At 74.6% G+C, this 25,509-nt stretch carries 25 protein-coding genes and 1 tRNA gene; 24 read left to right on the top strand and 2 right to left on the bottom strand.

Annotated features, from left to right (window positions below):
• Positions 1 to 110: 110 nt before the first annotated feature.
• From pgi to ACZLMO_RS11640, 23 genes are all read left to right on the top strand, one after another.
• Complete coding sequence (gene pgi, locus ACZLMO_RS11750; RefSeq protein WP_463653855.1) at positions 111 to 1,745, top strand: glucose-6-phosphate isomerase; 1,635 nt, start codon at positions 111 to 113, stop codon at positions 1,743 to 1,745.
• A gap of 83 nt (positions 1,746 to 1,828) precedes the next feature.
• On the top strand, positions 1,829 to 2,710 hold the full coding sequence (locus ACZLMO_RS11745) for a ParA family protein (protein WP_425714156.1): 882 nt from the start codon (positions 1,829 to 1,831) through the stop codon (positions 2,708 to 2,710).
• Complete coding sequence (locus ACZLMO_RS11740; protein WP_463653854.1) at positions 2,700 to 3,797, top strand: segregation and condensation protein A; 1,098 nt, start codon at positions 2,700 to 2,702, stop codon at positions 3,795 to 3,797. The genes ACZLMO_RS11745 and ACZLMO_RS11740 overlap by 11 nt, the downstream gene beginning before the upstream one ends.
• Positions 3,794 to 4,465: an SMC-Scp complex subunit ScpB gene (gene scpB / locus ACZLMO_RS11735; protein ID WP_463653853.1), complete on the top strand. Its 672-nt coding sequence runs from the start codon at positions 3,794 to 3,796 to the stop codon at positions 4,463 to 4,465. The genes ACZLMO_RS11740 and scpB overlap by 4 nt, the downstream gene beginning before the upstream one ends.
• A complete protein-coding gene (locus ACZLMO_RS11730; protein ID WP_463653852.1) occupies positions 4,462 to 5,205 on the top strand; it encodes a pseudouridine synthase in 744 nt (247 codons plus the stop codon). Before scpB ends, ACZLMO_RS11730 begins: the two co-directional genes overlap by 4 nt.
• Before the next feature lie 91 nt (positions 5,206 to 5,296).
• A complete protein-coding gene (locus tag ACZLMO_RS11725; RefSeq protein WP_425714152.1) occupies positions 5,297 to 5,950 on the top strand; it encodes a MarR family winged helix-turn-helix transcriptional regulator in 654 nt (217 codons plus the stop codon).
• Positions 5,947 to 7,035 (top strand): polyprenyl synthetase family protein, encoded by a 1,089-nt coding sequence (locus ACZLMO_RS11720; protein WP_463653851.1) that lies wholly within the window; start codon positions 5,947 to 5,949, stop codon positions 7,033 to 7,035. The genes ACZLMO_RS11725 and ACZLMO_RS11720 overlap by 4 nt, the downstream gene beginning before the upstream one ends.
• Positions 7,032 to 7,907 (top strand): phytoene/squalene synthase family protein, encoded by an 876-nt coding sequence (locus ACZLMO_RS11715; RefSeq protein ID WP_463653850.1) that lies wholly within the window; start codon positions 7,032 to 7,034, stop codon positions 7,905 to 7,907. The genes ACZLMO_RS11720 and ACZLMO_RS11715 overlap by 4 nt, the downstream gene beginning before the upstream one ends.
• Entirely contained in the window at positions 7,904 to 9,607 is a 1,704-nt protein-coding gene (gene crtI, locus ACZLMO_RS11710) for a phytoene desaturase family protein (protein WP_463653849.1), read from the top strand. Before ACZLMO_RS11715 ends, crtI begins: the two co-directional genes overlap by 4 nt.
• Complete coding sequence (locus ACZLMO_RS11705; RefSeq protein ID WP_425714148.1) at positions 9,604 to 9,957, top strand: lycopene cyclase domain-containing protein; 354 nt, start codon at positions 9,604 to 9,606, stop codon at positions 9,955 to 9,957. Before crtI ends, ACZLMO_RS11705 begins: the two co-directional genes overlap by 4 nt.
• Positions 9,954 to 10,298 (top strand): lycopene cyclase domain-containing protein, encoded by a 345-nt coding sequence (locus ACZLMO_RS11700; RefSeq protein WP_425714147.1) that lies wholly within the window; start codon positions 9,954 to 9,956, stop codon positions 10,296 to 10,298. Before ACZLMO_RS11705 ends, ACZLMO_RS11700 begins: the two co-directional genes overlap by 4 nt.
• A complete protein-coding gene (locus tag ACZLMO_RS11695; protein ID WP_425714146.1) occupies positions 10,295 to 11,230 on the top strand; it encodes a prenyltransferase in 936 nt (311 codons plus the stop codon). Before ACZLMO_RS11700 ends, ACZLMO_RS11695 begins: the two co-directional genes overlap by 4 nt.
• A gap of 3 nt (positions 11,231 to 11,233) precedes the next feature.
• On the top strand, positions 11,234 to 12,853 hold the full coding sequence (locus ACZLMO_RS11690) for an SDR family oxidoreductase (protein WP_463653848.1): 1,620 nt from the start codon (positions 11,234 to 11,236) through the stop codon (positions 12,851 to 12,853).
• Positions 12,854 to 13,342 carry a pyrimidine dimer DNA glycosylase/endonuclease V gene (locus ACZLMO_RS11685; protein ID WP_463653847.1) on the top strand — a complete coding sequence of 163 codons (489 nt, stop codon included), beginning with the start codon at positions 12,854 to 12,856 and terminating at the stop codon, positions 13,340 to 13,342. It begins immediately after the preceding gene.
• Entirely contained in the window at positions 13,317 to 14,159 is an 843-nt protein-coding gene (locus tag ACZLMO_RS11680; RefSeq protein WP_463653846.1) for a TspO/MBR family protein, read from the top strand. Before ACZLMO_RS11685 ends, ACZLMO_RS11680 begins: the two co-directional genes overlap by 26 nt.
• Positions 14,160 to 14,200: 41 nt before the next feature.
• Positions 14,201 to 14,887, top strand: coding sequence for an FMN-dependent NADH-azoreductase (locus ACZLMO_RS11675; protein WP_463653845.1), 687 nt, complete (start codon positions 14,201 to 14,203; stop codon positions 14,885 to 14,887).
• A 77-nt stretch (positions 14,888 to 14,964) separates the two neighbouring features.
• Positions 14,965 to 16,125, top strand: a complete 1,161-nt coding sequence (locus ACZLMO_RS11670; protein ID WP_425714141.1) for a prephenate dehydrogenase — start codon at positions 14,965 to 14,967, stop codon at positions 16,123 to 16,125.
• Entirely contained in the window at positions 16,122 to 16,898 is a 777-nt protein-coding gene (gene cmk, locus ACZLMO_RS11665) for a (d)CMP kinase (protein ID WP_425714140.1), read from the top strand. The genes ACZLMO_RS11670 and cmk overlap by 4 nt, the downstream gene beginning before the upstream one ends.
• Positions 16,895 to 17,602: a lysophospholipid acyltransferase family protein gene (locus tag ACZLMO_RS11660; protein WP_425714139.1), complete on the top strand. Its 708-nt coding sequence runs from the start codon at positions 16,895 to 16,897 to the stop codon at positions 17,600 to 17,602. The genes cmk and ACZLMO_RS11660 overlap by 4 nt, the downstream gene beginning before the upstream one ends.
• The gene (gene der, locus ACZLMO_RS11655) at positions 17,599 to 19,155 is read left to right on the top strand and encodes a ribosome biogenesis GTPase Der (protein ID WP_463653844.1); all 1,557 of its coding nucleotides are present in this window, start codon (positions 17,599 to 17,601) and stop codon (positions 19,153 to 19,155) included. The genes ACZLMO_RS11660 and der overlap by 4 nt, the downstream gene beginning before the upstream one ends.
• Complete coding sequence (locus tag ACZLMO_RS11650; protein WP_463653843.1) at positions 19,148 to 20,671, top strand: MFS transporter; 1,524 nt, start codon at positions 19,148 to 19,150, stop codon at positions 20,669 to 20,671. Before der ends, ACZLMO_RS11650 begins: the two co-directional genes overlap by 8 nt.
• Positions 20,668 to 22,770, top strand: a complete 2,103-nt coding sequence (locus ACZLMO_RS11645) for a hypothetical protein (RefSeq protein WP_463653841.1) — start codon at positions 20,668 to 20,670, stop codon at positions 22,768 to 22,770. The genes ACZLMO_RS11650 and ACZLMO_RS11645 overlap by 4 nt, the downstream gene beginning before the upstream one ends.
• Positions 22,767 to 23,942 (top strand): glycoside hydrolase family 88 protein, encoded by a 1,176-nt coding sequence (locus tag ACZLMO_RS11640; RefSeq protein ID WP_463653840.1) that lies wholly within the window; start codon positions 22,767 to 22,769, stop codon positions 23,940 to 23,942. Before ACZLMO_RS11645 ends, ACZLMO_RS11640 begins: the two co-directional genes overlap by 4 nt.
• A 91-nt stretch (positions 23,943 to 24,033) precedes the next feature.
• On the opposite strand, the gene ACZLMO_RS11635 is transcribed toward ACZLMO_RS11640, so the two are convergent.
• A complete protein-coding gene (locus ACZLMO_RS11635) occupies positions 24,034 to 24,450 on the bottom strand; it encodes a hypothetical protein (protein ID WP_463653839.1) in 417 nt (138 codons plus the stop codon).
• Positions 24,447 to 24,833: a hypothetical protein gene (locus tag ACZLMO_RS11630; protein ID WP_425714133.1), complete on the bottom strand. Its 387-nt coding sequence runs from the start codon at positions 24,831 to 24,833 to the stop codon at positions 24,447 to 24,449. Before ACZLMO_RS11630 ends, ACZLMO_RS11635 begins: the two co-directional genes overlap by 4 nt.
• 577 nt (positions 24,834 to 25,410) lie before the next feature.
• On the opposite strand from ACZLMO_RS11630, the gene ACZLMO_RS11625 reads away from it, so the two are divergent.
• Positions 25,411 to 25,484, top strand: a tRNA-Pro gene (locus ACZLMO_RS11625).
• Positions 25,485 to 25,509 lie beyond the last annotated feature (25 nt).

The following is a 25,509-nucleotide window of genomic DNA, read 5'->3' as shown; positions in this document are numbered from 1 at the left end:
CACGTGCCCGCGCTGCTGCGGCCGCGTCCGCCCATGCCGCGGACCGGCTGGCACGTCGGCCGTGAAGTGGGCCACGATGGGGGCATCGTTGTCGACGCTCGGAGGAGACCATGACCGCGCACGTCCCGGACACGCCCGCCTGGCAGGCACTCGCCGCGCACCACGGCGAGATCGGGCAGACCCACCTGCGCGAGCTCTTCGCCCAGGCGCCGGACCGGGGCAGGACCCTGACGGCCGAGGTCGGCGACCTCTACGTGGACTACTCGAAGAACCGCGTCACCCCGCGCACGCTCGAGCTGCTCGGCGCGCTCGCGGAGGAGGTCGACCTCGCGGGGCGTACCGCCGCGATGTACGCCGGCGAGCACATCAACACCGCCGAGGACCGGGCCGTGCTCCACACGGCGCTGCGCCTGCCGCGGGACGCCGAGCTCGTGGTCGACGGACAGGACGTCGTGGCCGACGTCCACGAGGTGCTCGACCGCATGGCAGTCTTCGCGGAGAAGGTGCGCTCGGGCGAATGGACCGGGCACACGGGCAAGGCCATCACCACGGTGATCAACATCGGGATCGGCGGCTCGGACCTCGGGCCGGCGATGGCGCACCGCGCCCTCGCGGCCTACGCGGACCCGCGGATCGACGTCCGGTACGTCTCCAACGTCGACGGCGACGACCTGACCGCCGCCCTCACGGGTATCGACCCCGAGGAGACGCTCGTCGTCGTCGCGTCGAAGACCTTCGGCACGATCGAGACCCTGACCAACGCGCGGTCGGCCCGGACGTGGCTCGTCGACGTGCTCGGGGACGAGGCCGCCGTCGCCAAGCACTTCGTCGCGGTGTCGACCAACGCCGAGCGGGTCGCCGAGTTCGGCATCGACACGGACAACATGTTCGGCTTCTGGGACTGGGTCGGCGGACGGTACTCGTTCACGTCCGCCGTCGGGCTCTCCGTCATGATCGCCATCGGCCCCGAGGCGTACCGCGAGATGCTCGACGGGTTCCACACGGTCGACGAGCACTTCCGCACCGCCCCGTTCGCCGAGAACGTTCCCGCGCTGCTCGCGATGATCAAGGTGTGGAACCGGAACCTCCTCGGCGCCACGACCTCCGCCGTGCTGCCCTACGCGCAGGACCTCGGCCGGTTCGCGGCCTACCTCCAGCAGCTCGACATGGAGTCCAACGGCAAGCGCGTGACCCGCGAGGGGGAGCCGGTGGAGGTGGCGACCGGGCCGATCGTGTGGGGCGAGCCCGGGACCAACGGCCAGCACGCCTTCTACCAGCTCATCCACCAGGGCACCGAGCTCGTCCCCGCGGACATGATCGGGTTCGTGCGGCCCGCGCACGAGGAGGTCGCGCTCCACCACGATCTCCTGACGGCGAACCTGTTCGCGCAGTCCGAGGCCCTCGCGTTCGGCAAGACCGCCGACGAGGTGCGCGCCGACGGCGTGCCCGAGGAGCTCGTTGCGCACAAGACTTTCCCCGGCAACCGGCCGACGACGACGATCCTCGCGCCGCGCCTCACCCCGTCGGTCCTCGGCCAGCTCGTGGCCCTCTACGAGCACGAGGTGTTCGTCCAGGGCGTGGTGTGGGGGATCAACTCGTTCGACCAGTGGGGCGTGGAGCTCGGCAAGGTGCTCGCCACCCGGATCGGCGAGGAGCTCACCGCCGAGGAGGGCCCCGCCGCCGACGCGCACGACTCCTCCACCAGCGAGCTCATCCGTCGCTACCGGGAGGCGCGCCGCTCGTGACCGGACGGTCCGCAACCGGTCGGTGACGGGCGTCTGAACGGCGGGGACGCAGCGGGCCCGGGACCTCGACTAACCTTGAGCCGATGAGCAGCGAGCAGCCGACCCTCGACGCCGCCGGGACCGAACCGGCCGCGCCGATCTCCTGGGGCGACGAGGACTACCCGGTACCGGCCCCGTTGCCGAGCCACGGCCCGGCCCGGGTCATCGCCATGTGCAACCAGAAGGGCGGGGTCGGCAAGACGACGACGACGATCAACCTCGGCGCCGCCCTGGCCGAGTACGGCCGCAAGGTGCTCATCGTCGACTTCGACCCGCAGGGCGCCGCGTCCGCCGGGCTCGGCATCAACGCCAACGAGCTCGACCGCACCGTCTACCAGCTCATCATGGAGCGTCGGCCCGACGTCCGCTCGGCCATCCTCACGAGCCCCGTGGCGAACCTCGACGTCCTGCCCGCGAACATCGACCTCTCGGCGGCGGAGGTGCAGCTCGTCGGCGAGGTGGCCCGTGAGCAGGCCCTCGCCCGGGTGCTCGCCCCGGTGCTCGACGACTACGACGTCATCATCATCGACTGCCAGCCCTCCCTCGGCCTGCTCACGGTCAACGCGCTGACGGCCGCCCACGGCGTGCTCATCCCGCTCGAGGCGGAGTTCTTCGCGCTGCGCGGCGTGGCCCTGCTCGTCGAGACGATCGAGAAGGTGACCGACCGGCTCAACCCGCGGCTCCGCATCGACGGCATCCTCGCCACCATGGTCGACCTGCGCACCCTCCACTCGCGCGAGGTCCTCGACCGCGTGCGGGAGGCCTTCGGCGACCGCGTGTTCCGCACCGTCATCTCGCGCACCGTCAAGTTCCCCGACGCCTCCGTGGCCGCGGAGCCGATCACGAGCTACGCACCCACGCACCCGGGGGCGGACGCCTACCGGCGCCTCGCCCGCGAGCTCGTCGCCCGCGGCGATGCGGCCTGACACCGCGCCGACCGGCCCTGCAGCGGGCACCCGTCCCACCGCGGACGGGGCGCCGACGACGGGGGCCGACCCCGCGGAGCCCGCGCTGAGCTCCGAGGAGGCGGCGCAGGTACCCGCGCCGAGTCCTGAGGAGGCCGCGCAGGTGCCCGCGCTCAGCGCCGAGGAGGCGGCGCTGGCGGCCGAGGGCGGCTTCTCGATCGTCCTCGACAACTTCTCGGGCCCGTTCGACCTCCTGCTCTCACTGATCGCCAAGCACCGCCTCGACGTCACCGAGGTCGCGCTCGCGACGGTCACCGACGAGTTCATCTCCTACCTCGCGGCCGCCGACGTCTGGGACCTCGACGAGGCGAGCGAGTTCGTCGTCGTCGCGGCCACGCTGCTCGACCTCAAGGCGGCCCGGCTCCTGCCGCGCGGCGAGGTCGAGGATGCCGAGGACCTCGCGCTGCTCGAGGCCCGGGACCTGCTGTTCGCGCGGCTGCTGCAGTACCGCGCCTACAAGTCGGTCTCGGAGGACCTCGCCGAGGCGTGGGAGCGCGGGGCCCGTTCCTGGCCGCGGTCCGTCCCGCTCGAGCCGCACCTCGCCGCCCTGCTGCCCGAGCTCGTCTGGTCGGTGGGGCCGGACGACCTCGTCCGGCTCGCCGCCGCGGCCGAGGCAGGTCGGCCCGCGCCCCCCGGCGTCGGGGTCGACCACCTGCACGACCCGCTCGTGCCGGTCCCGGGCCAGGCCGCGATCCTCGTCGACCGGCTCCGGCGCGGGCGCACCGTCACCTTCCGGCAGCTCGTCGCCGACGCGCCCACGACCGGCCACGTCGTCTCCCGCTTCCTCGCCCTGCTCGAGCTGTTCCGGCAGGGTGCCGTCGGGTTCGAGCAGGCCGAGGCGCTGGCCGAGCTGTCCGTGCGATGGACGGGCCCGGAGCAGGGCGACGTCGTCGTCGGGGACCCCACCGAGGTGGGCGGGCCGGAGACCGGACCGGACGCGGCGGACGAGGAACCGGGGCCGGCCCCGGAGCCCGCGGTGGACCGGGGTGGCGACACGGCGCCGGACGGCGACGACGACGAACGAGACGACCCGAGGAGCGCATCGTGACCGCGGAACCCGACGAGGGCCGCCCCGGCGTGCCCGCCACCGACGAGCCGGGGAGCGGCGAGCCCACGCAGGACACCCTCGACGAGGTGCATGCGCGCCCCGGGACGGACGAGCTGCACGCCGCGATCGAAGGCGTCCTCATGATCGTCGACGACCCGGTGCCCGCGCTCGACCTCGCCGGTGTGCTCGGGGTGCCCACCGAGCTCGTCACCGAGGCCCTCGGCGAGCTGGCGGCCGAGTACCGCGGCGAGCGCGGCGGGCGGCGCCGGGGCTTCGAGCTCCGTGAGGTCGGCGGCGGGTGGCGGATCTACTCCTCGCCCGCGGTCGCCGACGTCGTCGGGCGGTTCGTCGTCGACGGCCAGACCGCGCGCCTCACCCAGGCCTCCCTCGAGACGCTCGCCGTCATCGCCTACCGCCAGCCGGTCACGCGTGGCCGCGTGGCGGCGGTGCGCGGCGTCAACGTCGACGGCGTCGTCCGCACCCTGCTCGCCCGCGGCCTCGTGGCCGAGGCCGGCCCCGCCGAGGAGGGCGGCGCCATGACGTTCCGCACCACGACCGCGTTCCTCGAGCGGATGGGGCTGAGCTCGCTCGACGAGCTGCCGCCGCTCGCGCCCTACCTGCCCGACCTCGGCGCCGACGGCGTCGACCCGACCGAGGGAGCGTCATGACCGACCCGCACACGCCCGAGGGCGTCCGACTCCAGAAGGTGCTCGCCGGGGCGGGCGTCGCCTCGCGGCGCGCCTCCGAGGAGCTCATCGTGGCCGGCCGGGTGAGCGTGGACGGCCAGGTCGTGCGGGAGCTCGGCACGCGCGTCGACCCGGCCACCGCCGTCATCCACGTCGACGGATCCCGCGTCCAGCTCGACGAGAGCGCCCTCACCCTCGCCCTCAACAAGCCGCGCGGCGTCGTCTCGACGATGGACGACCCGGACGGCCGCCCCTCGCTCGCCCAGTACGTCGAGGGCCGTTCCGAGCGGCTCTTCCACGTGGGCCGGCTCGACGCCGACTCCGAGGGGCTGCTCCTGCTGACGAACGACGGGGAGCTCGGCCACCGGCTCACGCACCCGTCCTACGAGGTGCCCAAGACCTACCTCGCGACCGTCGAGGGACGGATCTCCAAGGCCGTCTCCACCCAGCTGCGCGAGGGCCTCGAGCTCGAGGACGGGTTCGTCCGCCCGTCCGAGGTGACGATCAAGGACACGGCGCCCGACGCGACCCTCGTCGAGATCGCCCTGCACGAGGGCCGCAACCACATCGTGCGCCGCATGTTCGAGCAGGTCGGCCACCCGGTCACCCGCCTGCTGCGCACGCGCATCGGCTCGATCGTGCTCGGCGACCTGCGCCCCGGGCGCACCCGCGTCATCGCCGGCCCCGAGCTCGGCGCGCTCATGGCGTCGGTGGGCATGTAGCCGTCGACCCGGCGGGGTCCGCCGGTGCGCGACGCGCCACGAGCAGGAAGTCGCGTCTTGCGTAAGTAACTAACCTGGTTAGTATGTTCGTGTGTACTCCGACCCGGTGCAGCGCATCGTCACCTCCTTCCACGACCACGCGTCGATGGATCCCGACGGGGAGCTCCTCGATCGGGCCGGACTGAGCGACGACGACCTGGCGGAGATCGCCGACGTCATGCGCGCGCTCCAGGCGTGGAAGGCCGAGGAGGCGCGAGCTTCGAAGGCGTCGAGCGACTACATGGAGCTCTCCGAGCGGGACATGCAGGCGCTCCGACTCGTCATGGGCGGCGCCCGGATCGGCGCGGTCGTCACCCCGGCGATGGTGGCCGAGTACCTCGGGCTCACCAGCGCGGCGGTGACGAAGATGCTCGACCGGCTCCAGACCGGCGGCCACGTCGTCCGTTCCGCGCACCCCAGCGACCGCCGGGGTGTCGCACTCACCGTCACCCCGAGCACGCAGCAGAGCGCGCGGGGGCATGTCGGCGTCCAGCACGCCGGCAGGTTCGCGGCCGCCGCGCGCCTGAGCTCTGCCGAGCGACGCGTGGTCACGCGGTTCCTCGCCGACCTGGCACAGCGCTCCGCGGACGGGCCGGACGGTACCGGGCACGACGAGCCGACCGGGGGCCGACCCGACGAGTCCGACCACGGCCGACAGCACGAGCCGACCGGGGGCCGACCTGATGCGGACGGGATCGACCGATGACGCAGATCGCACAGCGTGTCCCCACGCTCTCCGCGCGTGCCACCGACGAGAGCGAGCTCGACGGACGTCTGCGGGAGGTGACCGACGAGCTGCGCACACGTGCCGCCCGGCACCACCACGCGTTCAGGGACCTCGTCGATCACCTCGCCGGACTCGTGCTCGGCGGCAAGCGGCTGCGCTCCCGCCTCCTGCTGGCCGTGTGGCGCAGCCTGTCCCGCGGGGACCGGCAGGCCGACGCCGCGCTCGACGTGGCCTGCGCGCTCGAGCTCCTGCACAACGCGCTCCTCGCCCACGACGACGTCATCGACAACGACACGGTCCGCCGGGGCGAACCGAACGTCTCCGGCCGCGCCGCTGCCCGAGCTGCACGCCTCGGCACCGCCCGGGGCGCCGCCGACGCCTTCGGCGCCGCCTCCGGCATCATCGCAGGGGACCTGCTGCTTGCCACCGCCCAGCGCCTCGTCGCCACCTGCGACGTCGACACCACCACGCGGCGCAGGCTGGTCGAGCTCCTCGACGAGGCGATCGTCGACGCGGCGGCCGGCGAGCACGCCGACGCGTGGTTCGGCCTCGGTTCCGAGGAGTCCGACGCCGGACGCGTGCTGCGCACGACCGAGCTGAAGACCGCCCGCTACTCCTTCCAGGCGCCGCTCGTGGCCGCCGCGGTCCTCGCCGGCACCGACCACCACACCGCCGCCGCGCTCGACCGGATCGGCCGGGGCCTGGGGGTCGTCTACCAGCTGCGGGACGACGTCCTGGGTGTGTACGGCGACCCCGAGCTCACCGGGAAGTCGGTCCATGGCGACCTGCGCGAGGGCAAGCAGACGCTGCTCGTCTCGGTCGCCCGGACCTCGCCGGGGTGGACGCAGGTCGCGCACCTGTTCGGGTCGCCCACCCTGACCGACGCCGGCGCCGAGGAGCTGCGCGCCGTCATCCGGGACTCCGGCGCGCTGGCCGAGGTCGAACGCACGGTGCGCGCCGAGTGCGACGCCGTGCGCCGACACATCGAGGAGGCCGGGTTCGACGCGGACCTCGAACGACTGCTCCTCGACGTGCTCGCCCGGTGCGCGGAGCGTGCGGCATGAGCGCGTCCGCCGCCCTCGACCGGTACGACCGCGCCTCGGCGAAGGTCTCCCGGGTCGTGCTGCACGAGTACTCGACCTCGTTCGGCCTGGCCAGCCTCCTGCTCGCCCGGGAGATGCGTCCCCACATCGCCAACGTCTACGGGATCGTGCGGGTCGCCGACGAGATCGTCGACGGACCCGCCCACGCCGCCGGTCTCGACGCCGCGGCCCGGGGCGAGGTGCTCGACCGGCTCGAGGACGACGTCCGGCGTGCCTGCGCCGTGGGCTACAGCGCCAACCCGGTCGTGCACAGCTTCGCCACCACCGCCGGCCGGTTCGGCATCGGGCAGGACCTCACGGGGCCGTTCTTCGCCTCCATGCGGGCCGACCTCACGCCCGTCGCCTTCACCCAGGAGATGATCGACGAGTACGTCTACGGCTCGGCGGAGGTCATCGGGCTCATGTGCCTGCGGATCTTCCTCGGCGGCGAGGACACCTCGCCGGACCGCCGAGCCCGCCTCGAGCACGGCGCACGCCGGCTCGGCGCGGCGTTCCAGCGGATCAACTTCCTGCGGGACCTGGCCGAGGACCAGCGCGAGCTCGGCCGCACCTACTTCCCGGACCTGCCCGGGGGCAGACTCGACGACGAGCGCAAGGCCGAGATCACCGCGGCCGTCCGGCTCGACCTGTCGGCGGCGCGGAGCACCCTGCCCGAGCTGCCCGCGGGCGCCCGGCCGGCCGTGACCGCCGCCCTGCGCCTGTTCGCCGAGCTCAACCGACGGATCGAGCGGACCCCGGCCGCGCTCGTCGTCGAGCGCCGGGTCCGGGTCCCGGGCCCGACGAAGGTGCGGATCCTCGTCGGGGCGATGCGCGCCACGGAGCGCACGGCGTGACGGCGGCCGACGCCGGTCGGGCGGCGAGCCCCGCACGCCCCCTGCGCGTGGCGGTGGTGGGCGGGGGAATCAGCGGCCTCGCGTCCGCCGCGCTACTCGCCCACGAGGGGCACGACGTCACCCTCCTCGAGCGGCACGACGTGCTCGGCGGGCGGGCCGGTCGGTGGGAGAGCGCCGGGTTCGTGTTCGACACCGGCCCGTCCTGGTACCTCATGCCCGAGGTGTTCGAGCACTTCTTCCGGCTGCTCGGCACGACGACGGCGGAGCAGTACGACCTCGTCCGGCTCGACCCGGCCTACCGCGTGCTCTTCGAGCCGCCGCCCGGGAAGCCCGTCGACGAGCTCGTCGTCCGTTCGGACCGGGAGGCGACGGCCGCGTCGTTCGAGCGGGTCGAGCCGGGCGCGGGCGCCCGCATCACCCGGTACCTCGAGTCGGCCGAGCAGACCTACGCCACCGCCGTCGACGCGTTCCTCTACAACCCGTTCCGGGACGTGCGCACGCTGCTGTCCCGGCCGGTCCTGCGACGCCTGCCCACCCTCGCGCGGCTGCTCACCACCTCGATGCACCGCCACGCGGGCCGCGCGGTGAGCGACTCCCGGCTGCACCGCGTCCTCGACTACCCGGCGGTGTTCCTCGGCGCGTCGCCGTTCACGGCACCGGCGATGTACCACCTCATGAGCCACATGGACCTTGCCGACGGGGTGTTCCATCCGCGCGGAGGGTTCTCCGCCGTCGTCGACTCGATCCAGCGGCTCGCCCGCGCGCACGGGGCGACCCTGATCACGGGCGCGGACGTCACGCGGATCGAGACCCGCGACGGCCGGGCGACGGGCGTGCGGTGGCGGGACGCCTCCGGTGACGGCGAGCACCGCCAGGGCGCGGACCTCGTCGTCTCCACCGCGGACCTGCACCACACCGAGACCGAGCTGCTCGTGCCGGGCAGCCGGGACCGCTCGCGGCGCCACTGGCGGCGGCTCGACCCGGGGCCGGGCGCCGTGCTCGTCATGCTCGGTGTCACGGGTGACCTGCCGCGGCTCGAGCACCACACCCTCCTGCTGGCCGAGGACTGGCGCGCGGGGTTCGAGCAGATCTTCGGCCCGGACGCCCAGGTGCCCGAGCCGCCGTCCCTCTACGTCTGCCGGCCGAGCGCCACCGACCCCTCCGCCGCCCCGGACGGGCACGAGAACCTCTTCGTGCTCGTCCCGGTGCCGGCGCGGACGGGCATCGGTTCGGGCGGGATCGACGGCTCCGGCGACGAGCGCGTCGAGCGGATCGCCGACGCGGCCATCGAACAGGTCGCGCGGTGGGCGGGCATCCCCGATCTCGCCGAGCGGGTGGTCGTCCGTCGCACCGTGGGGCCGCGCGACTTCGAACGGGACTTCTCGTCCTTCCGGGGAGGTGCGCTGGGCCCTGCCCACACGCTCCGGCAGAGCGCGTTCCTCCGTGGACGCACCGCCTCGAGACGCGTCGCCGGCCTCGTCACCGCCGGCGCCACGTCGGTGCCCGGGATCGGAGTCCCCATGTGCCTCATCAGCGCCGAGCTCGTGCTCAAGCACGTGCGCGGTGACCGGACGGCCGGCCCGCTGCCCGAGCCCGCCCGAGGTGCGCCGGTCATGCCTGGGGCCGGGGACAGTTCCGGTGCCCGCGAGCCGGTCACGGCATCCCCGGGCCCGGACGTCCACGCGGGAGGTCCACGATGAGCTGGGCCTACCTGACCGCGCTGCTGGTCTCGACGGCCGGCATGGCGACGATCGACGCGCGGCACCGCCTCTTCCTCTGGCACGCCCCGGGTCGTGCCGCAGTCGTCGTCCTCGTCGGCACCGCCTACCTCCTGGCCTGGGACGCCGCCGGCATCGCCACCGGACTGTTCCGGCACCTCGACTCGCGGTTCGCCACGGGTCTGCTCCTGGCCCCGCACATGCCGATCGAGGAGATCGTGTTCCTCGTCTTCCTCAGCTACCTGACGATGGTCCTGCTCATGGCAGCGGGCCGCGCGCTCGGACGGACGCGACGCCCCGCGCCGCGGTCGGGGGACGGGGGACCGTCGTGACCTACCTCGTCCTCTGCGCGATCTTCCTGCCGCTCTCGGCCCTCGTCCTCGCCGCGGGCCTGCTGCGCTCGGGGCGGGCACGGGCGCTCGTCCGCGCGTGGTGGCTGCCGGCCCTCGTCACCGCGGCGCTCCTCGCGGTCCTCACGGTCGTGTTCGACAACCTCATGGTCGCCGCCGGGCTGTTCGACTACGACTGGGACGGCCTGACCGGCGTGCGGCTGGGACGCATCCCGGTGGAGGACCTCGCCTACCCGCTCGGCGCCCTCGTCCTGCTGCCGGGGGTGTGGCTGCTGCTCGCGCCACGCCGCGACGCTCGCCGTGACGCCGAGGAGGACCGATGAGCCGGCCGCAGGCCCGCCCCGGGACCCCGTCGACCACCGGTGCCGGGCACGGTACGCGTGGGCGCCGCTCGCTCGGCCGGACGCTCCTCGTCACGTCCCGTCCGGTCAGCTGGATCAACACCGCCTACCCGTTCGCGGCCGCCTACCTCCTGAGCGGCGGCCGGGTCGACGCCGTCCTCGTCGTCGGGTCCCTGTTCTTCCTCGTGCCCTACAACCTCGCGATGTACGGCATCAACGACGTGTTCGACCACGCCTCCGACCTCCTCAACCCGCGCAAGGGCGGAGTCGAGGGCGCCCTGCTCGTGCCTGCCCGGCACCGCGCGGTCCTGGTCGCGGTGGCCGTCGCCGTCGTGCCGTTCGTCGTCGTCCTCGTCCTCCTCGGGGACCCGGTGTCGTGGCTCGTCCTCGGTCTCGTCCTCCTCGCCGTCGTCGCCTACTCGGCGCCCGGGCTGCGGTTCAAGGAGATCCCGTTCCTCGACTCGGCGACCTCCAGCGCCCACTTCACCGGGCCCGCCGTCTACGGCGCGGTCATGGCCGGGAACGGGTTCTCGCCGCCCCTGGTCCTCGTGCTCGTCGCGTTCTACCTCTGGGGAGCAGCTGCCCACGCCTTCGGGGCGGTGCAGGACGTCGTCCCCGACCGCGCCGGGGGCCTGTCGTCGATCGCCACCGTGCTCGGTGCCCGCTGGACCGTGCGGGTCTCGGTGGGCCTGTGGACCGCGGCCGGGCTGCTCATGCTCGCCGTCCCGTGGCCGGGCCCCCTGGGAGCGCTCGTCGCGGTGCCCTACATCGTCACCGCGCTCCCGTACGTCGGCGTCCCCGACTCCGGGTCCCCGCGGACGAACCGGGGCTGGCGGCGCTTCCTCGTCATCAACTACGTGTGCGGCTTCGCCGTCACGATGATCCTCATCCACGCCGCCACGAGAGGGGCATGACCGATGGACCCGACCACCCGCCGCACCGTGCGCAGGGCCGACCGACCGCGCACGGTCCTCGTCACCGGCGCCACCGGCTACGTCGGCGGGCGCCTCGTCCCCGAGCTGCTCGAGGCGGGCCACCGCGTCCGGGCCCTCGTCCGCACGCCGGACAAGCTGCGCGACGTCCCGTGGGCCGCGGACATCGACGTCCGGCAGGGCGACCTGCTGCACGGGCCGCCCCCGGACGAGGCGATGGACGGCGTGGAGGTCGCCTACTACCTCGTGCACGGCATGTCCGCCCGCGGCGACTTCCAGGGGGACGAGCTGCGCGCCGCACGGAGGTTCGCGCGGGCCGCCGAGGCCGCCGGGGTACGCCGCATCGTCTATCTCGGCGGGCTGCACCCCAGGGACGAACCCCTCTCGCCGCACCTGCGCTCACGCGTGGCGGTCGGGGAGGTGTTCCTGGCGAGCTCCGTGCCGTCCGTCGTCCTCCAGGCGGGGACGATCATCGGGTCCGGGTCGGCCTCGTTCGAGATGGTGCGGCACCTCGCCGACGTGCTGCCGCTCATGCCCGCGCCCAGGTGGGTGCGCAACTCGGTGCAGCCGATCGCCGTCCGGGACGTGCTGCACTACCTGGTCGAGCTCGCGTCGGTGCCGGGCGACATCGACCGCGCGTTCGACATCGGGGGACCGGACGCGCTGACGTACGCCGACATGCTCAACGGGTTCGCGCGCGAGCACGGGCTGCCGCGGCGGACGATCATCGCCCTGCCGGTGCTCACGCCCTGGCTGGCCTCGCAGTGGATCAACCTCGTCACGCCGATCCCGCGGGACCTGGCGGTGCCCGTCGTGGGCTCGCTGCGCCACTCGTGCGTCGTCACGGAGCGGGACATCGACGCGGTCGTGCCCCCGCCGGACGTGGGGCTGCTCCCGTACCGCACGGCGGTCCGGCTCGCTCTCGCCCGGACCACCGACCGGGACGTGCCGACGAGCTGGCGCGGCGCGACCCCCGCCGGCGCGCCGAGCGACCCGCTGCCGTCGGACCCGGACTGGGCCGGCGAGCGCGTGCTCACCGACGACCGCACGCGGACGACGACCGCCTCACCCCGGACGCTGTGGCCCTTCATCGAGGGGATCGGTGGCGAGAACGGCTGGTACTCCTTCCCGCTCGCCTGGGCCGTGCGGGGCGCGATCGACAAGCTCGCGGGCGGCGCGGGGCTGCGCCGCGGCCGGCGCGACGCCGCGCGACTGCACGTGGGCGACGCGCTCGACTTCTGGCGGGTCGAGGCGCTCGAGCCGGAGCGCCTGCTCCGGCTCCGGGCGGAGATGAGGATGCCCGGCAGGGCGTGGCTCGAGCTGGGCGTCGAGCCCGACGGGACCGGCTCGGTCTACCGGCAGCGGGCGATCTACCACCCGCGTGGACTCTCCGGCCGCCTGTACTGGCTCGTGCTCGTCCCGTTCCACGCCGTGATCTTCGGCGGGATGACGGAGCGGATCACCGCGGCCGCGGAGGCGGCCGAGGAGGACCCGCGCCGCGCCGGGGGAGCGGACGGCGGCGCCGGAGCGGAACGAGACTCCGACGCGGCGGCGAGCGAGGGTGCCGGCACCACCGCGGCCGTCCGCGGACGGGCGGGTGCGTAGGTGCGTCTCTGGTCCCTCCACCCTCAGTACCTCGACCGCCAGGGACTGACCGCGGCGTGGCGCGAGGCGCTGCTCGCCCAGTCGGTCCTGGTCAGGGGCGCGGGCGGCTACGCGAACCACCCCCAGGTCGACCGCTTCCGCGCCGAGGCCGACCCGCTCGCGTCCCTCGGCCGGTACCTCGACGGGATCGCCGACGAGGCGGACGCCCGCGGCTATCGGTTCGACCGGTCGAAGATCGTCGCGCAGGCGGACGCTCGAGCGACCGTGAGCACCATGACCGTCACGCACGGGCAGCTCACCCACGAGTGGGCCCACCTGCTCGCCAAGCTCGAGCTCCGCAGCCCCGACGTGCGTCGGCAGCTCGCCGACGTCAGCCGTCCCGACCCGCACCCGTCGTTCACCGAGGTCCCCGGGCCCGTGGCGGCCTGGGAACGGGGGGCCACCCGGCACGAGAGGACATCGCATGTCGCACAGCGCACCGGCACCTGACCCCGCGGCCCGGACGGCCCCGGCGCCGACGAGGGCCGACCGGCTCCGGCAGGTCGTCGTCTCCGTCAGCGCGCCGCTCGCGATCCTCGGCGCCATGGTCGGCTCCGGCGCTCTCGGCGGCGACCCGATGGCCGAGGCCGCCGGTGGGGCGTTCGCCGCGGACGCCACCCACGTGGCCCCCGCCTCCCCGGCCTTCTCGATCTGGTCGGTGATCTACCTCGGGCTGGTCGCCTACGCCGTGTGGCAGTGGTTCCCCGGGCAGGCGAGCGCGGAGCGGCACCGCCGCGTCGGCTACCTCGTGGCCGGGTCGATGCTGCTCAACGCCGCGTGGCTGCTCGTCGTCCAGGCCGGGTGGCTCGCCGTGAGCGTCGTCGTCATGGCGCTCCTGCTCGGGACCCTGCTGATCGTCGCCGCGATCCTCGGGCGCCGGGCACCCACGGGAGCCGTGGACGCGATCGTCACGGACGGCACCATGGGCCTCTACCTCGGCTGGATCGTCGTGGCCACCGTCGCGAACGTCGCGGCCGTGCTCGCGGAGGCCGGCCTGCGTGAGTCCGTGCGCACCCCCGACGTGTGGTCGGTCGGTGTGCTCGCCCTCGCCGGCCTCGTCGGCTGCGCCCTCGCCCTGTGGGACCGCGGACGCCTCGCGCCGGGCGTGGCGATCTGCTGGGGCCTGGCATGGGTCGGCGTCGCCCGGCTCACCGGTGACCTCGAGTCCGTCCCGGCCGCGACCGCCGCCCTCGCCGCCGCGGCGGTGGTCGCCCTCGTCATGGTGGTGGCCCGCGTCCGTCGGTCCGGGGCCACGCCTCGGCGGTGACACAGGGACACCCGCCCGCCGCGCCGGTAGCCTGCGGTGGCATGGCTCACCTCCTGCGACTGGACTCCTCCGCCCGCCCCGACGGCTCCGTCTCCCGCGCGATCACCGGGGCGTTCGCCGACGCCTGGTCGTCCGTCGCCGGGACGAGCGTCACGTGGCGCAACCTGCACAACGACTCGGTTCCGCACCTCCCGCACGCCGACCTGCACTGCGCGCCGCCGCTGCGCCCGACGGGGGCGACGATCAGCCACCGGGTCGAGGAGTTCCAGCTCGAGCTCGTCGGCGAGCTGATCGGGGCCGACGTCCTGCTCGTCGGCGCTCCGCTGTACAACTACACCCTGCCCTCGACCCTCAAGGCGTGGCTCGACCACGTGCACGTCCTCGGCATGACGGCTCCGTTCCTCGAGCTCGACACGCAGCCGCTCGCCGGCCGCCCCGCGATCGTCGTCTCCGCCCGCGGAGCGACGTACGACGACGACGCCGGTCCCGCCGACCACGCCCGCCCGGTCCTCGAGGCGGTGCTCGGCGGAGCCATGGGCATGGAGCTCACCTACATCGGCGCGGACGCCACGCTCGCCGACCTCGTGCCGGCGATGGCACCGCTCAAGGAGCGCGCCGAGTCCGAGCGGGCCGCCGCCCTGGCGACGGCGGCGGAGCTGGGGGAGCGGCTCGCGCGCGAGGCGGTGGCCGCCGAGGGGGCGGCCGCCCGGGGCGACGGCACCTCCTGACGCGGTGGGGCACGGCATCCGACCTCGGGACGGCGCGTGACCACGGGACGGCGCGCCGCCTGGGCTAGCCTTCCCCGGTGACCGCCGACCTTCCCCGACCCGCCTCGGCGACCGCCGGACCGGTCCGGATCGTCGGGACCGGCCTGCTCGGCGCGAGCCTCGGCCTCGCCCTGCGGGCACGCGGGGTCGACGTCCGGCTCGCCGACACGTCCCCGATCTCGCTGGCCCTCGCGCGCGACCTCGGAGCGGGCGACATCGACGAGGCGGTTCGTGCGTCCGCCACGGGCGACGGTGACGTATCCGGTCAGGGTTCCCCAGCGCTCGTCGTCGTCGCCACCCCGCCCGACGTCGCGGCGGAGGTCGCCCTGCGCGAGCTCGCCGACCACCCGGGCGCGGTCGTCACGGACGTGGCGTCCGTCAAGGACGTCGTCGCCCAGGAGATCCTCGCCTCGGCAGGCGCCGACGCGGAGCGCTACGTCGGCTCGCACCCGATGGCCGGTCGGGAGCGCTCGGGCGCGACCGGCGCCGACGCCGACCTGTTCGCCGGTCGCCCGTGGGTCGTCGTCCCCACCGGCCGCTCCTCGGCGGACGCGGTGCGGGTGGTGCGCACGCTCGCCCAGGACGTCGGGTCGTTCGTCGTCGACATGGCGGCGGACGAGCACGACCGCGCCGTCGCCGTCGTCTCCCACCTGCCCCAGGTCCTGTCCTCGCTGGTCGCCGGGCGGCTCACCCATGCCGACGAGGCCGCGCTCGGCCTCGCGGGCCAGGGCCTGCGCGACACCACGCGCATCGCCGCCGCCGACCCTCGGCTGTGGAGCGCCATCCTCACCGGCAACGCGGCCGCGCTCGCGCCCGAGCTGCGCGCGATCCGTGACACGCTCGACGACGTGGTCGCCGCGCTCGACGCGGGCGTCGCCGACCCGCTCGCCCCGGGGGCGGTGCGCCCGCTCGCCGACGCGATCCGGGTCGGCAACGAGGGCGCCGCCCGCATCCCGGGCAAGCACGGGGGAGCGCCACGCCGCTACGCGGAGGTCACCGTGCTCGTCCCGGACGCGCCCGGCCAGCTCGGGCGCCTGTTCACCGAGGTGGGGGACGCGGGCGTGAGCATCGAGGACCTCACCATCGAGCACTCGGCGGGCCAGAGCGTGGGCCTCGTCCGACTGTCGGTGGTGCCGTCCGCCGCCGCTGAGCTGGAGACCGAGCTCGACACGAGAGGCTGGAGGGTCGTCGCCTCATGACCACGCAGGACACACCGGGAGAGCCCGCGAGCCGCTGGCCCGACCTGCCCGGACGCGGGGACGGGCTGCTCGTCGCCATCGACGGACCCGCCGGCTCGGGCAAGTCGACCGTCGCCCGCCGGGTCGCGGGCGAGCTCGGTCTCGCCTACCTCGACACCGGCGCCATGTACCGGGCGGCCACCCACTGGTGCCTGTCCGGCGACGTCGACCTCGTCGACCCGGACCCCGCGGCCGTCACGGCGCGCGTCGCCACCATGCCGCTGACGATGGTCCTCGACCCCGACCGGCCGCGCACACTGCTCGACGCCGAGGACGTGTCCGAGGCGATCCGCACCCCGCAGCTCACGCGCCGGGTCGCCGCCGTGGCCTCGAACCTCGCCGTGCGTGCGGACCTTCTGCGGCGCCAGCGCTCGATCGTCGTCGACGAGACGACGACCGGGCAGGACTCCGTCTCGGGCGGCCGCGGGGTGGTGGCCGAGGGCCGCGACGTGACGACCGTCCTGGCCACCGACGCCGATGTCCGACTCCTGCTCACCGCCAGCGAGGAGGCGCGGCTCGCCCGCCGGGCACGCGAGGTGCGCGGCTCGAGCGACGCCGCCGCCGTCGACGCGACCCGCGCGGAGGTCCTCGGCCGCGATGCCGCGGACTCCGCGACCACGAGCTTCCTCACCGCCGCGGACGGGGTGACCACCCTCGACACGTCCGACCTCGACCTGCCCGAGGTGATCGCCGCCGTCCTCACGCTGGTGTCCTCGACGAAGGGAACCCGATGACCGAGAAGGACCCCCGCTCCCGCGGCCGGCGCACCTCCGCCGACGACATCTTCCGCTGGGGCCCGGTCTGGTCCCGGCGGGTCGGCCAGGTGCTGGCCCACGGCTGGTGGCGGACCCGGATCATCGGCGCGGAGAACATCCCGGCGTCCGGCCAGGTCATCGTCGCGTCCAACCACACCGGCATCGTCGACGGTCCGCTCCTGCACGGCGCGCTCCCGCGCGGCTCGCACATGATCATCAAGCAGGAGTTCTGGGACAGCCCCCTCGGCTTCCTCATGACCCTCGCCGGCCAGATCCCCGTGGACCGCAAGGCCGGCCGCAACGCGCTGCAGATCGCCAAGCAGTTCCTCGCCGAAGGGCGGGTCGTCGGGATCTTCCCCGAGGGCTCGCGCGGCCGCGGCGACGCGAGCCAGGTCCACGCCGGGGTCGCCTGGCTCGCCGTGCAGTCGGGCGCGCCGGTCGTCCCCGTGGCGATCCTCGGCACCCGACCCCCCGGCACGCCGCGCTCGTACGTCTCGCCGCCGCGTGCGAGGCTGACCGTGGTCATCGGTGAGCCGCTGACCATCGAGGTGCCCGCCGGCGCCTCGGGCCGCACCGCGATCACCGCGGCGATGGACCAGATCGGCCGCGCGCTCGCGGCGCACGTCGCCGACTCCGTGGCGCGCACCGGCATCCCGCTACCCGACGACGAGGACCCCCGATGACCGAGACACCCGGACCCGACGGTCCGACCGAGCCCACCGAGCCCGGCTACGTCGTCGGCGACTGGGACTCCGACGTCCCGCCGGAGCGCCCCGAGGTGCCCGAGTCCGACGACGCCGAGGAGTCACGCCGGGCCGAGGCGCTCCTCGCGGGCCTGCGCCAGTACGACCTGGGCGACGAGGACCTTGCGGTGCTCGGCGGTCAGGGCGAGCTCGAGCCGGACGAGGAGATCGAGTCCGGGCTGCCGGTCCTCGCCGTCGTCGGTCGTCCCAACGTGGGCAAGTCGACCCTCGTCAACCGGATCCTCGGCCGCCGGGAGGCGGTCGTCCAGGACACCCCCGGCGTCACGCGGGACCGGGTGAGCTACCCCGCCGAGTGGAGCGGGCGACGCTTCACGCTCGTCGACACCGGAGGCTGGGAGATCGACGCCCGCGGCCTCGACGCACAGGTCGCGCAGGCCGCGGAGACGGCCATCGACCTGGCCGACGCCGTCCTCCTCGTCGTCGACGCCACCGTGGGGCCGACCGACACCGACGAGCGCGTCGTCCAGCTCCTGCGCCGCTCGGGCAAGCCGGTCGTCCTCGTGGCCAACAAGGTCGACTCCGCCTACCAGGAGCCCGACGCCGCCATGCTGTGGTCGCTCGGCCTCGGCGAGCCCCACCCGGTCTCGGCGATGCACGGCCGGGGCAGCGGCGACGCGCTCGACGCGGCGATGGCGGTGCTGCCCGAGGTCTCGGCCGTGGCGGCCCCGATCCCGCCGGGTGGCCCGCGTCGCGTCGCCCTCGTCGGACGCCCCAACGTCGGCAAGTCGTCCCTGCTCAACTCGCTCGCCGGCACGGAGCGGGTCGTCGTCAGCGACGTCGCGGGCACCACGCGCGACCCGGTCGACGAGATCGTCCACCTCGGCGACGTGCCCTGGTGGTTCGTCGACACCGCCGGCATTCGGCGGCGCGTGCACCAGACCAGCGGGGCCGACTACTACGCCTCGATCCGGACCCAGGCGGCGATCGAGCGCGCCGAGGTCGGGGTCGTGCTCATGGACGCGTCCGAGCCGCTCGCCGAGCAGGACCTCCGCGTGGTCCAGCAGGTCGTCGACGCCGGTCGCGCGCTCGTCATCGTCATGAACAAGTGGGACCTCGTCGACGACGAGCGGCGCCACATGCTCGAGCGTGAGATCGAGCGGGACCTCGTCCAGGTCACCTGGGCGCCGCGGATCAACCTCGCGGCGATGACCGGCTGGCACACGAACCGCCTCGCCCGCGCGCTGGAGGCGTCGCTCGACTCGTGGTCGACCCGCATCCCGACCGGGCGCCTCAACGCCTTCATCGGCGAGCTCGCGGCCGCCCACCCGCACCCGGTGCGCGGCGGGAAGCAGCCGCGCGTCCTCTTCGCCACCCAGGTCTCCACCCGGCCGCCGCGGTTCGTCCTGTTCGCCTCGGGCTTCATCGAGGCGGGCTACCGGCGCTTCATCGAGAACCGCCTGCGCTCGGAGTTCGGGTTCGTCGGCACCCCCATCGAGATCTCGGTCCGGGTCCGCGAGCGGCGCCGTGCCTGATCCCGCGCGCGTCGCCCCACCCGGTCCGGACGACGGAGCCGTCGCGCGACGCGCGGGGCAGACCGACCGTCCGGCGGGGCAGACCGACCGGCCGCCGGGGCAGACCGACCGGCCGGCGGCCGGCGGTGCGTCCGGGAGCGATCAGCCCGGCCGGGGCGAGCGCCTGGGGTTCGCCGTCGGGGACGTCTTCATGGGCGGGGCGAGCTCGCTCATCTCGGTCCTCTACCTCATCTTCCTCACCGACGTGGTCGGCCTCAGGCCGGGCCTCGCCGGGTCGGTGGTGCTCGTGGCCAAGGTGTGGGACGCCGTCAACGACCCGCTCATGGGCGCCCTGTCCGACCGCACGCGCACTCGGTGGGGCCGGCGCCGGCCGTTCATGGTGGTGGGAGCGATCCTGCTCGTCCCCGCGATGGCGCTGCTGTGGCTGCCGCAGGTGCCGGCCACCGGGCAGCTGCCGATGTTCGTCTGGGCGGTCGCGTCCTACGTCCTGTACGCCACGGTGCAGACCGTCATGGCGGTCCCGTACTCGTCCCTGTCGACCGAGATCGCCACGGACTACGACGTCCGCAACCGGGCCAACACCCTGCGGCTGCTGCTCTCGACCGTCTCGTCCGCCGTCTGCTCGCTGCTCGCGACCGCCCTGTTCGAGGCCTACCGTTCGGGCGACCTGTCCGCCACCGGCCTCTACCTGGGCATCGTGCTCGGCGTCGGCGCCGTGTTCACCGCGTGCGTGCTGGTCTCGGCCCTCGTGTCCCGCGAGCGCACCCCGCTGCCGACGAGCGTCCAGTCCGTGTCCCTGCGCACCTTCACCGCCCCGCTGCGGCTGCGGACGTTCCGTCGGCTGCTGGGGATGTACCTCAGCCACTCCCTGGCCCTCGACATCATCACGACGACGCTCCTGTACTACACGCTCTACGTCGTCACCGGCGTGAGCACCCAGGTGGTCCTCGGGATCTTCATCGCCGTCAACGTCGGCGCCTACCCGATCGTCACGGCCCTCGTGGGCCGGGTGGCCAAGGTGACCGTCTACCGCACCCTCCTGCCGCTCGGGGTCGTCGCCGCCCTCGGGGTGGCCCTGTACCCGGCGTCGTGGCCGGCCTGGGGCGTCTACGCCGTCGCGCTCCTGCTCGCCACGGGCATGGCGGGGGCCCAGCTCATGCCGTGGGTGATGTTCGGCGACGTGGTCGACGACGCCGACCTCGCCACGGGGCGCCGGGACGCCGGGTCGTTCAGCGGGATGATGACGTTCGTCCGCGGCCTCGCGACGGCGGTCGTCGTCCAGGTCATCGGCCTCGTCCTCGAGCTCACCGGCTACGTCGCGCCCGCGGACAACGAGGTGGTCGAGCAGTCCGACGCCACGCAGTGGGGGATCCGGCTCGTGCTCGGGATCGGCGTGGCGGGCATGCTGCTCGCGGGCCGGCAGGTGGCGCGGGACTACTCGATCTCCCGCGAGCGCGCGCTCGCCACCGCGGACGAGCTCGCGTCCCGGCGCGCGGGTGGGGTGGAGGCGTCATGAGCCCGCGGCGACTCATCCGGTTCGCGCGCGGCGAGCAGATCCATCCGTCCTACGACCCCGGCATGGGGGAGAAGATGGGGCCCGCCGGGTTCGCCGCCCTGCCGGACCTCGTGGCCGGACGACCCGTCGACGTCTCCCCCCTGCTCGATCGCGCCCGCTTCGTCGACCTGCGGATCGACTGCGCCGACTTCCGTGCCCTCACGCTCGCGCGGGTCGTGCACGCCGACCTCGCGAACGCCCGGGGCGGGACGCACGACGACGACGCAGCCCCGGTGCCGGACGTGTCGCACGGCGCGGGCGCGAGGACGCGCGCCGGCGACTCGGGCCCGGGGACCGGCCCGAACGTCGACTCCGCGCCCTGGCGGCTCCCGATCGCGGTCCGCGAGCGGATACGAGAGAGCCTCACCGGCTTCCGGTACTCCCTCGACGTGCCCGGGGACGACTCGATGTGCCTGTGGTCGGAGAACCACCAGGTCGTGGCGGCGGTCGCGGAGCACGCCGCCGGCCTCGCGTACCCGGACGCCGAGTTCACGGCCTCGGGCCTCACCGGCGCGGAGCACGCCGGGCGGGCCGCGGGACGCCTGCGGACGTGGCTCGCGGACCGGTTCCGCATCGGCTTCGTCGAGTGGCTCTCACCCACGTACTACGAGGAGGACGCGGCCGCGCTCGCCGTCCTCGTCGACGTCGCGGCCGACGACGGCCTGCGGGAGCGCGCCCGCGGCGTCCTCGACCTCCTCGTGCTCGACCTCGCGCTGCACTCGGCCGGAGGGCTGCTGGTCGGGAGCGCGGGCCGGGCCTACGGGGAGCAGAAGCTCGAGCCGGAGACCCAGCAGGTCGCGCCGGTGCTGGCGGAGCTGCTCGGCCCGGCGGTGCCCGGACGTGGCCCCGGAACCGGCCCTGCGGCGGAGGACGGCCGGTCCGCCGCGGCGGACCGGCTCGGTGGGCTCGTGCGCGTGTCGTCCTACCGCGCGCCCGAGGTGGCGCGGGCGATCGTCGCCGAGACCGCCCCGCTGCTCGTCAGGGCGAGCTTCGGCCTCGAGGTCGAGGAGGTCGCCGGCTACGTCGATGACCCGCGCGACCTCGAGCGTACCGGCCTGCTGCTGTGGTCGATGGAGTCCTTCACCGACCCCGAGTCGGTGGTGACGACCATGGAGCTGATGGAGCGCTGGCAGCTGTGGAACAACCGGTTCCTCGCCCCGCTCGGCGGTTTCCGGCGGCTCCCGCGCCGATCGCTGCCGGCGCTCGTGCGCGGCGTCGACCCCGCCACCCGCGGCGTGTCGATCCGCCGGGCCGACGTGACGACCTGGCGCCGCGGGGGCCTGGCCCTGTCCTCCGCGCAGCATCACCACGCGGGCGCGTACGGCGACCAGCAGCACCTGTGGCAGGCCACGCTGCCCGGCGGTGTCGCGGTCCTGGCCACCCACCCGGGCCGGGCGATGTTCGACGACGTCGCCCGCAACTTCTCGCCCTCGGCCTGGACCGGGAACGGCCGCAACCCCGAGGTGGCGCAGGACGGGCAGGTCCTGCTCGCCCTCCACCGGCTCGGTGGTCGCCACGGTTACCTCGAGCGGGAGCGCCACCGGTGGTCGCACCTGCTGTGGCCGACCGAGCGGTTCGAGCGCGCGGAGCGGGGCGACGACTGGCTCGTGGCCCGCTCCGGCGACGGCCTCGTCGGTGTCCGCTCCCTGCGTCCGCTCCGGGTCGGCGACGGCGACGAGCTCGTCCAGGCCGGCCTGCTCACCGGTTGGGCCGTGGTCGTGGCCGACGCGGAGGAGGGGTTCGAGGCATTCCGGGACCGGGTGCGGGACGCGGGCCTCGAGACCCGGGACGGGGGGAGCACGCTCGTCCTGCGACTCGAGGGGGACGAGGGGGCGCGAGCAACCGAGGCGGACAGGCACACCGGCCAGGTCCCCGCCGGCGAGTGGCGGCTGCACTGGCGCGGCGCCCTCGAGCGCGACGGCGTCCCGCTCAGCCGCCCGCACCCGAGGCTCGCGTTCGGCGACACCGAGGTCGAGCGGTTCCCCGAACGCATCACGGTCCACCACGGCGGGCACATGCTCGAGCTCACCGAGCGCGGTCGGGTCGGGGCGACGCGGTGAGGCACGCACTGGCTCGCACGGTCGACCTGCTCGACGACGTCGTCGCGCGAGACGCCGGGCGCCCGGTGCGGCCGTGGATGTGGGGGCCGGCCCTCCTCGGGCACGCGCTCGCCGAGGTCGAGGCCGCCGCCGGGGACCGCGGCTACGGTGCCTGGCTCGCCCGCTTCGCCGACCACCACCTCGCCCGTGGCGTGCGTCCGGTCAGCGCCGACACGATCGCGCCGGCGCTCGTCACCGCCGAGCTCGCCCGCCGCACCGGAGAGGCGCGCTACGCCGAGGCGACCGACCGGGCTCTGTCGTTCGCACTCGCCGAGGAGGTCGTCGGCGGACCCGACGGCGGGGGAGCGGCGAACCACCTCGGCTCGTCCGGGTACGCGCGGTACTACCCGCGGTCCGTGTGGGTCGACTCGCTGATGATGGTCGGCGTGCTCGCGGCGCGCGAGGGGGCGGGGCGCTCCGACGCGCGCCTGACCTCGATGGCAGCCGCGATGCCCGGTGCCTTCGCCGACCTCCTCCAGGACCCGGCCACCGGGTTGTGGTCGCACGCGTGGTGGGCGCCGGGCAGGTTCGGCGGCGTGCACGGGCGGCGCTACCCGCGCGTCGCCTGGGCGCGCGGCAACGCCTGGGCGGTGGCGGCGCTCCCGCTCATCGCCGAGCCGCTGCTCGTGGAGCGGCCCCTCGCGGGGGAGCGGCCCCTCGCCCACCACGGTGCGGGAGCACCTTCAAAGGGTGCCGACGGAGCTGTGTCGCGTGTCGGACGACCGGCGACCGACGTCGGTCTCGGCCGGCTGCGCGAGGTCCTGGCGAGCACGAGCGCCGCCCTGCTCGCACGCGCGCGCCCCGACGGCACGTGGCCCACCCTGCTCGACGCCCCCGGCGGATACCGCGAGCTGTCCGCGACGGCACTGGTCGCCGGTGGATGGCTGCGGGCGGTCCGGCTCGGGCTGCTCGGGCCCGAGTACCTGGGCCCCGCACGCCGCGCGCTGGCCGCGGTGGTCGGCGCCGTCGACCGCACCGGTGGCCGGTGGTCGCTGCCGGAGATCTCGGGGCCGACGATCCCGCTGCCGGTCCTGCCGCGCGCGGGCTACCTCGCCGTCCGGCCGGGGCGGGACCACCCCTGGGGGCTCGCCGCCCTCGCGCTGGCCGCGCTCGAGGACGAGCGGCTCGGTTGAGCGTGGCGCGGTGGCGCGGTGGCGCGGTGGCGCGGTGGCGCGGTGGTGCCGGCCCCGGCTGAGCCGTGCCGGGCGTCCTCCCGTGCTCCCCTCAGAGCTCGAGCCGGTCACACTCCTCGCGGAACGAGTCGAGGTACTGGTTCGCCGGCTCGATCGAGAACATCTCGGCGTACGTCACCTGAGCCTCGCGGCCGTACCCGCCGAGCGCGGAGAAGCGCCCGTCGGCGATTCCCGCGGCCTCGGCGAGCGCGGCCATCGAGTAGAACCGGGAGTGGGGGACGTTGCCGTCGTCGCCGATGAACAGGTCGTCGCCCGCGTCGGCCGGGATCGAGCGGGCGAGGAGGCAGGCGTGGGCGGCGTCCCGGGTGGCGGCGTCGGCCTCCTCCTCGTCGCCGACGAGCAGCCCGGTCACGCCGAACGCCACGAGAGCACCGATGACGAGCGAGGCGAGCACGAGGAGGAGCGTGCCGGAGCGCCCGGGCGTGGCGGTCGCGCGTGCCGGGCTCATGCCGCTCCCTCGAGACCGAGGTCGGCGCACGCGGCGCGCACGTCGTCAAGAGCAGTACCGATCCCGTCGGTGTCGAACGTGTTGCGGGCCTGACTCACCCGCTCGGTCGGTTCGACCAGCACCTCGTACGCCGGATCCTCCGTGGCCGCGCCCCGGGCCAGGGTGGGCATCAGGCCGACGAGGTAGTGGACCGGATCCTCGTCGAGCCCGCCGGTCGCCATGAGGTCGATCCCGTCGGGGTACCGACCGGCGATGTCGCACACGTGCCTGGCGTCGCCCTCGGCGGTGGCGGCGGTCGGTTCCTCGTCGTCGCGGACGAGGACGAACCACCCGGCCCCGGCGCCCAGCCCGGCTCCGACGACGATCGCCACGATCGCGGCCACCCACCTGCCGCCGCCCCCGCGCTTCCCATCTGGTCGAGAGTGCGTGTCGGCGGGGCCGGGGGAGTACCCCGCGTGCGGGGAGGAGGGGCCGGGCCCGTAGGGGTACGCCCCCTGTGGTCGAGAGTGCGGGTCAGCAGGCGGGTACCCCGGCCACTGCCCGTCCGATCGAGAGTGCGTGTCAGCCGGCGGGTACCCCGGCCATCCGTACTGGTCCGGCGCACGGTGCCCGTCGGAGGGACCCGGGGAGGACGCTCGCCCCGGATCGTTCGGGGGGAACGACGTCATGCTCGAAGCCTGGCGGGAGCCGCGCGTGAGGTCAACCACCGCCCCGCCGCACACTGCGGCTGAGGCTCGCCGCGGCGGCGGGGCCACCGGACGCGCCGTTCGTCGTCGGACCTGGTGAGTGACGTGTGCGACGTCCGCAGGATTGGAGAACGGGCGGCCCGCCGGTGTAATCTCGTGCGGTCTCGCGGTGCTCCGCGGAGACGGGCTGTGGCGCAGCTTGGTAGCGCACTTGACTGGGGGTTAAGTGGTTTACCACTCTTCGGTCGGCCCGAACAACTGAAAAACAATGCCACGGGCTGTGGCGCAGCTTGGTAGCGCACCTGACTGGGGGTCAGGGGGTCGCAGGTTCAAATCCTGTCAGCCCGACGTAAAAGCCCAGGTGAGAGCAGGT

The sequence above is a fragment of the Georgenia sp. G2120 genome (assembly GCF_055326485.1).
This window is presented reverse-complemented; position numbering and strand designations above follow the sequence as displayed.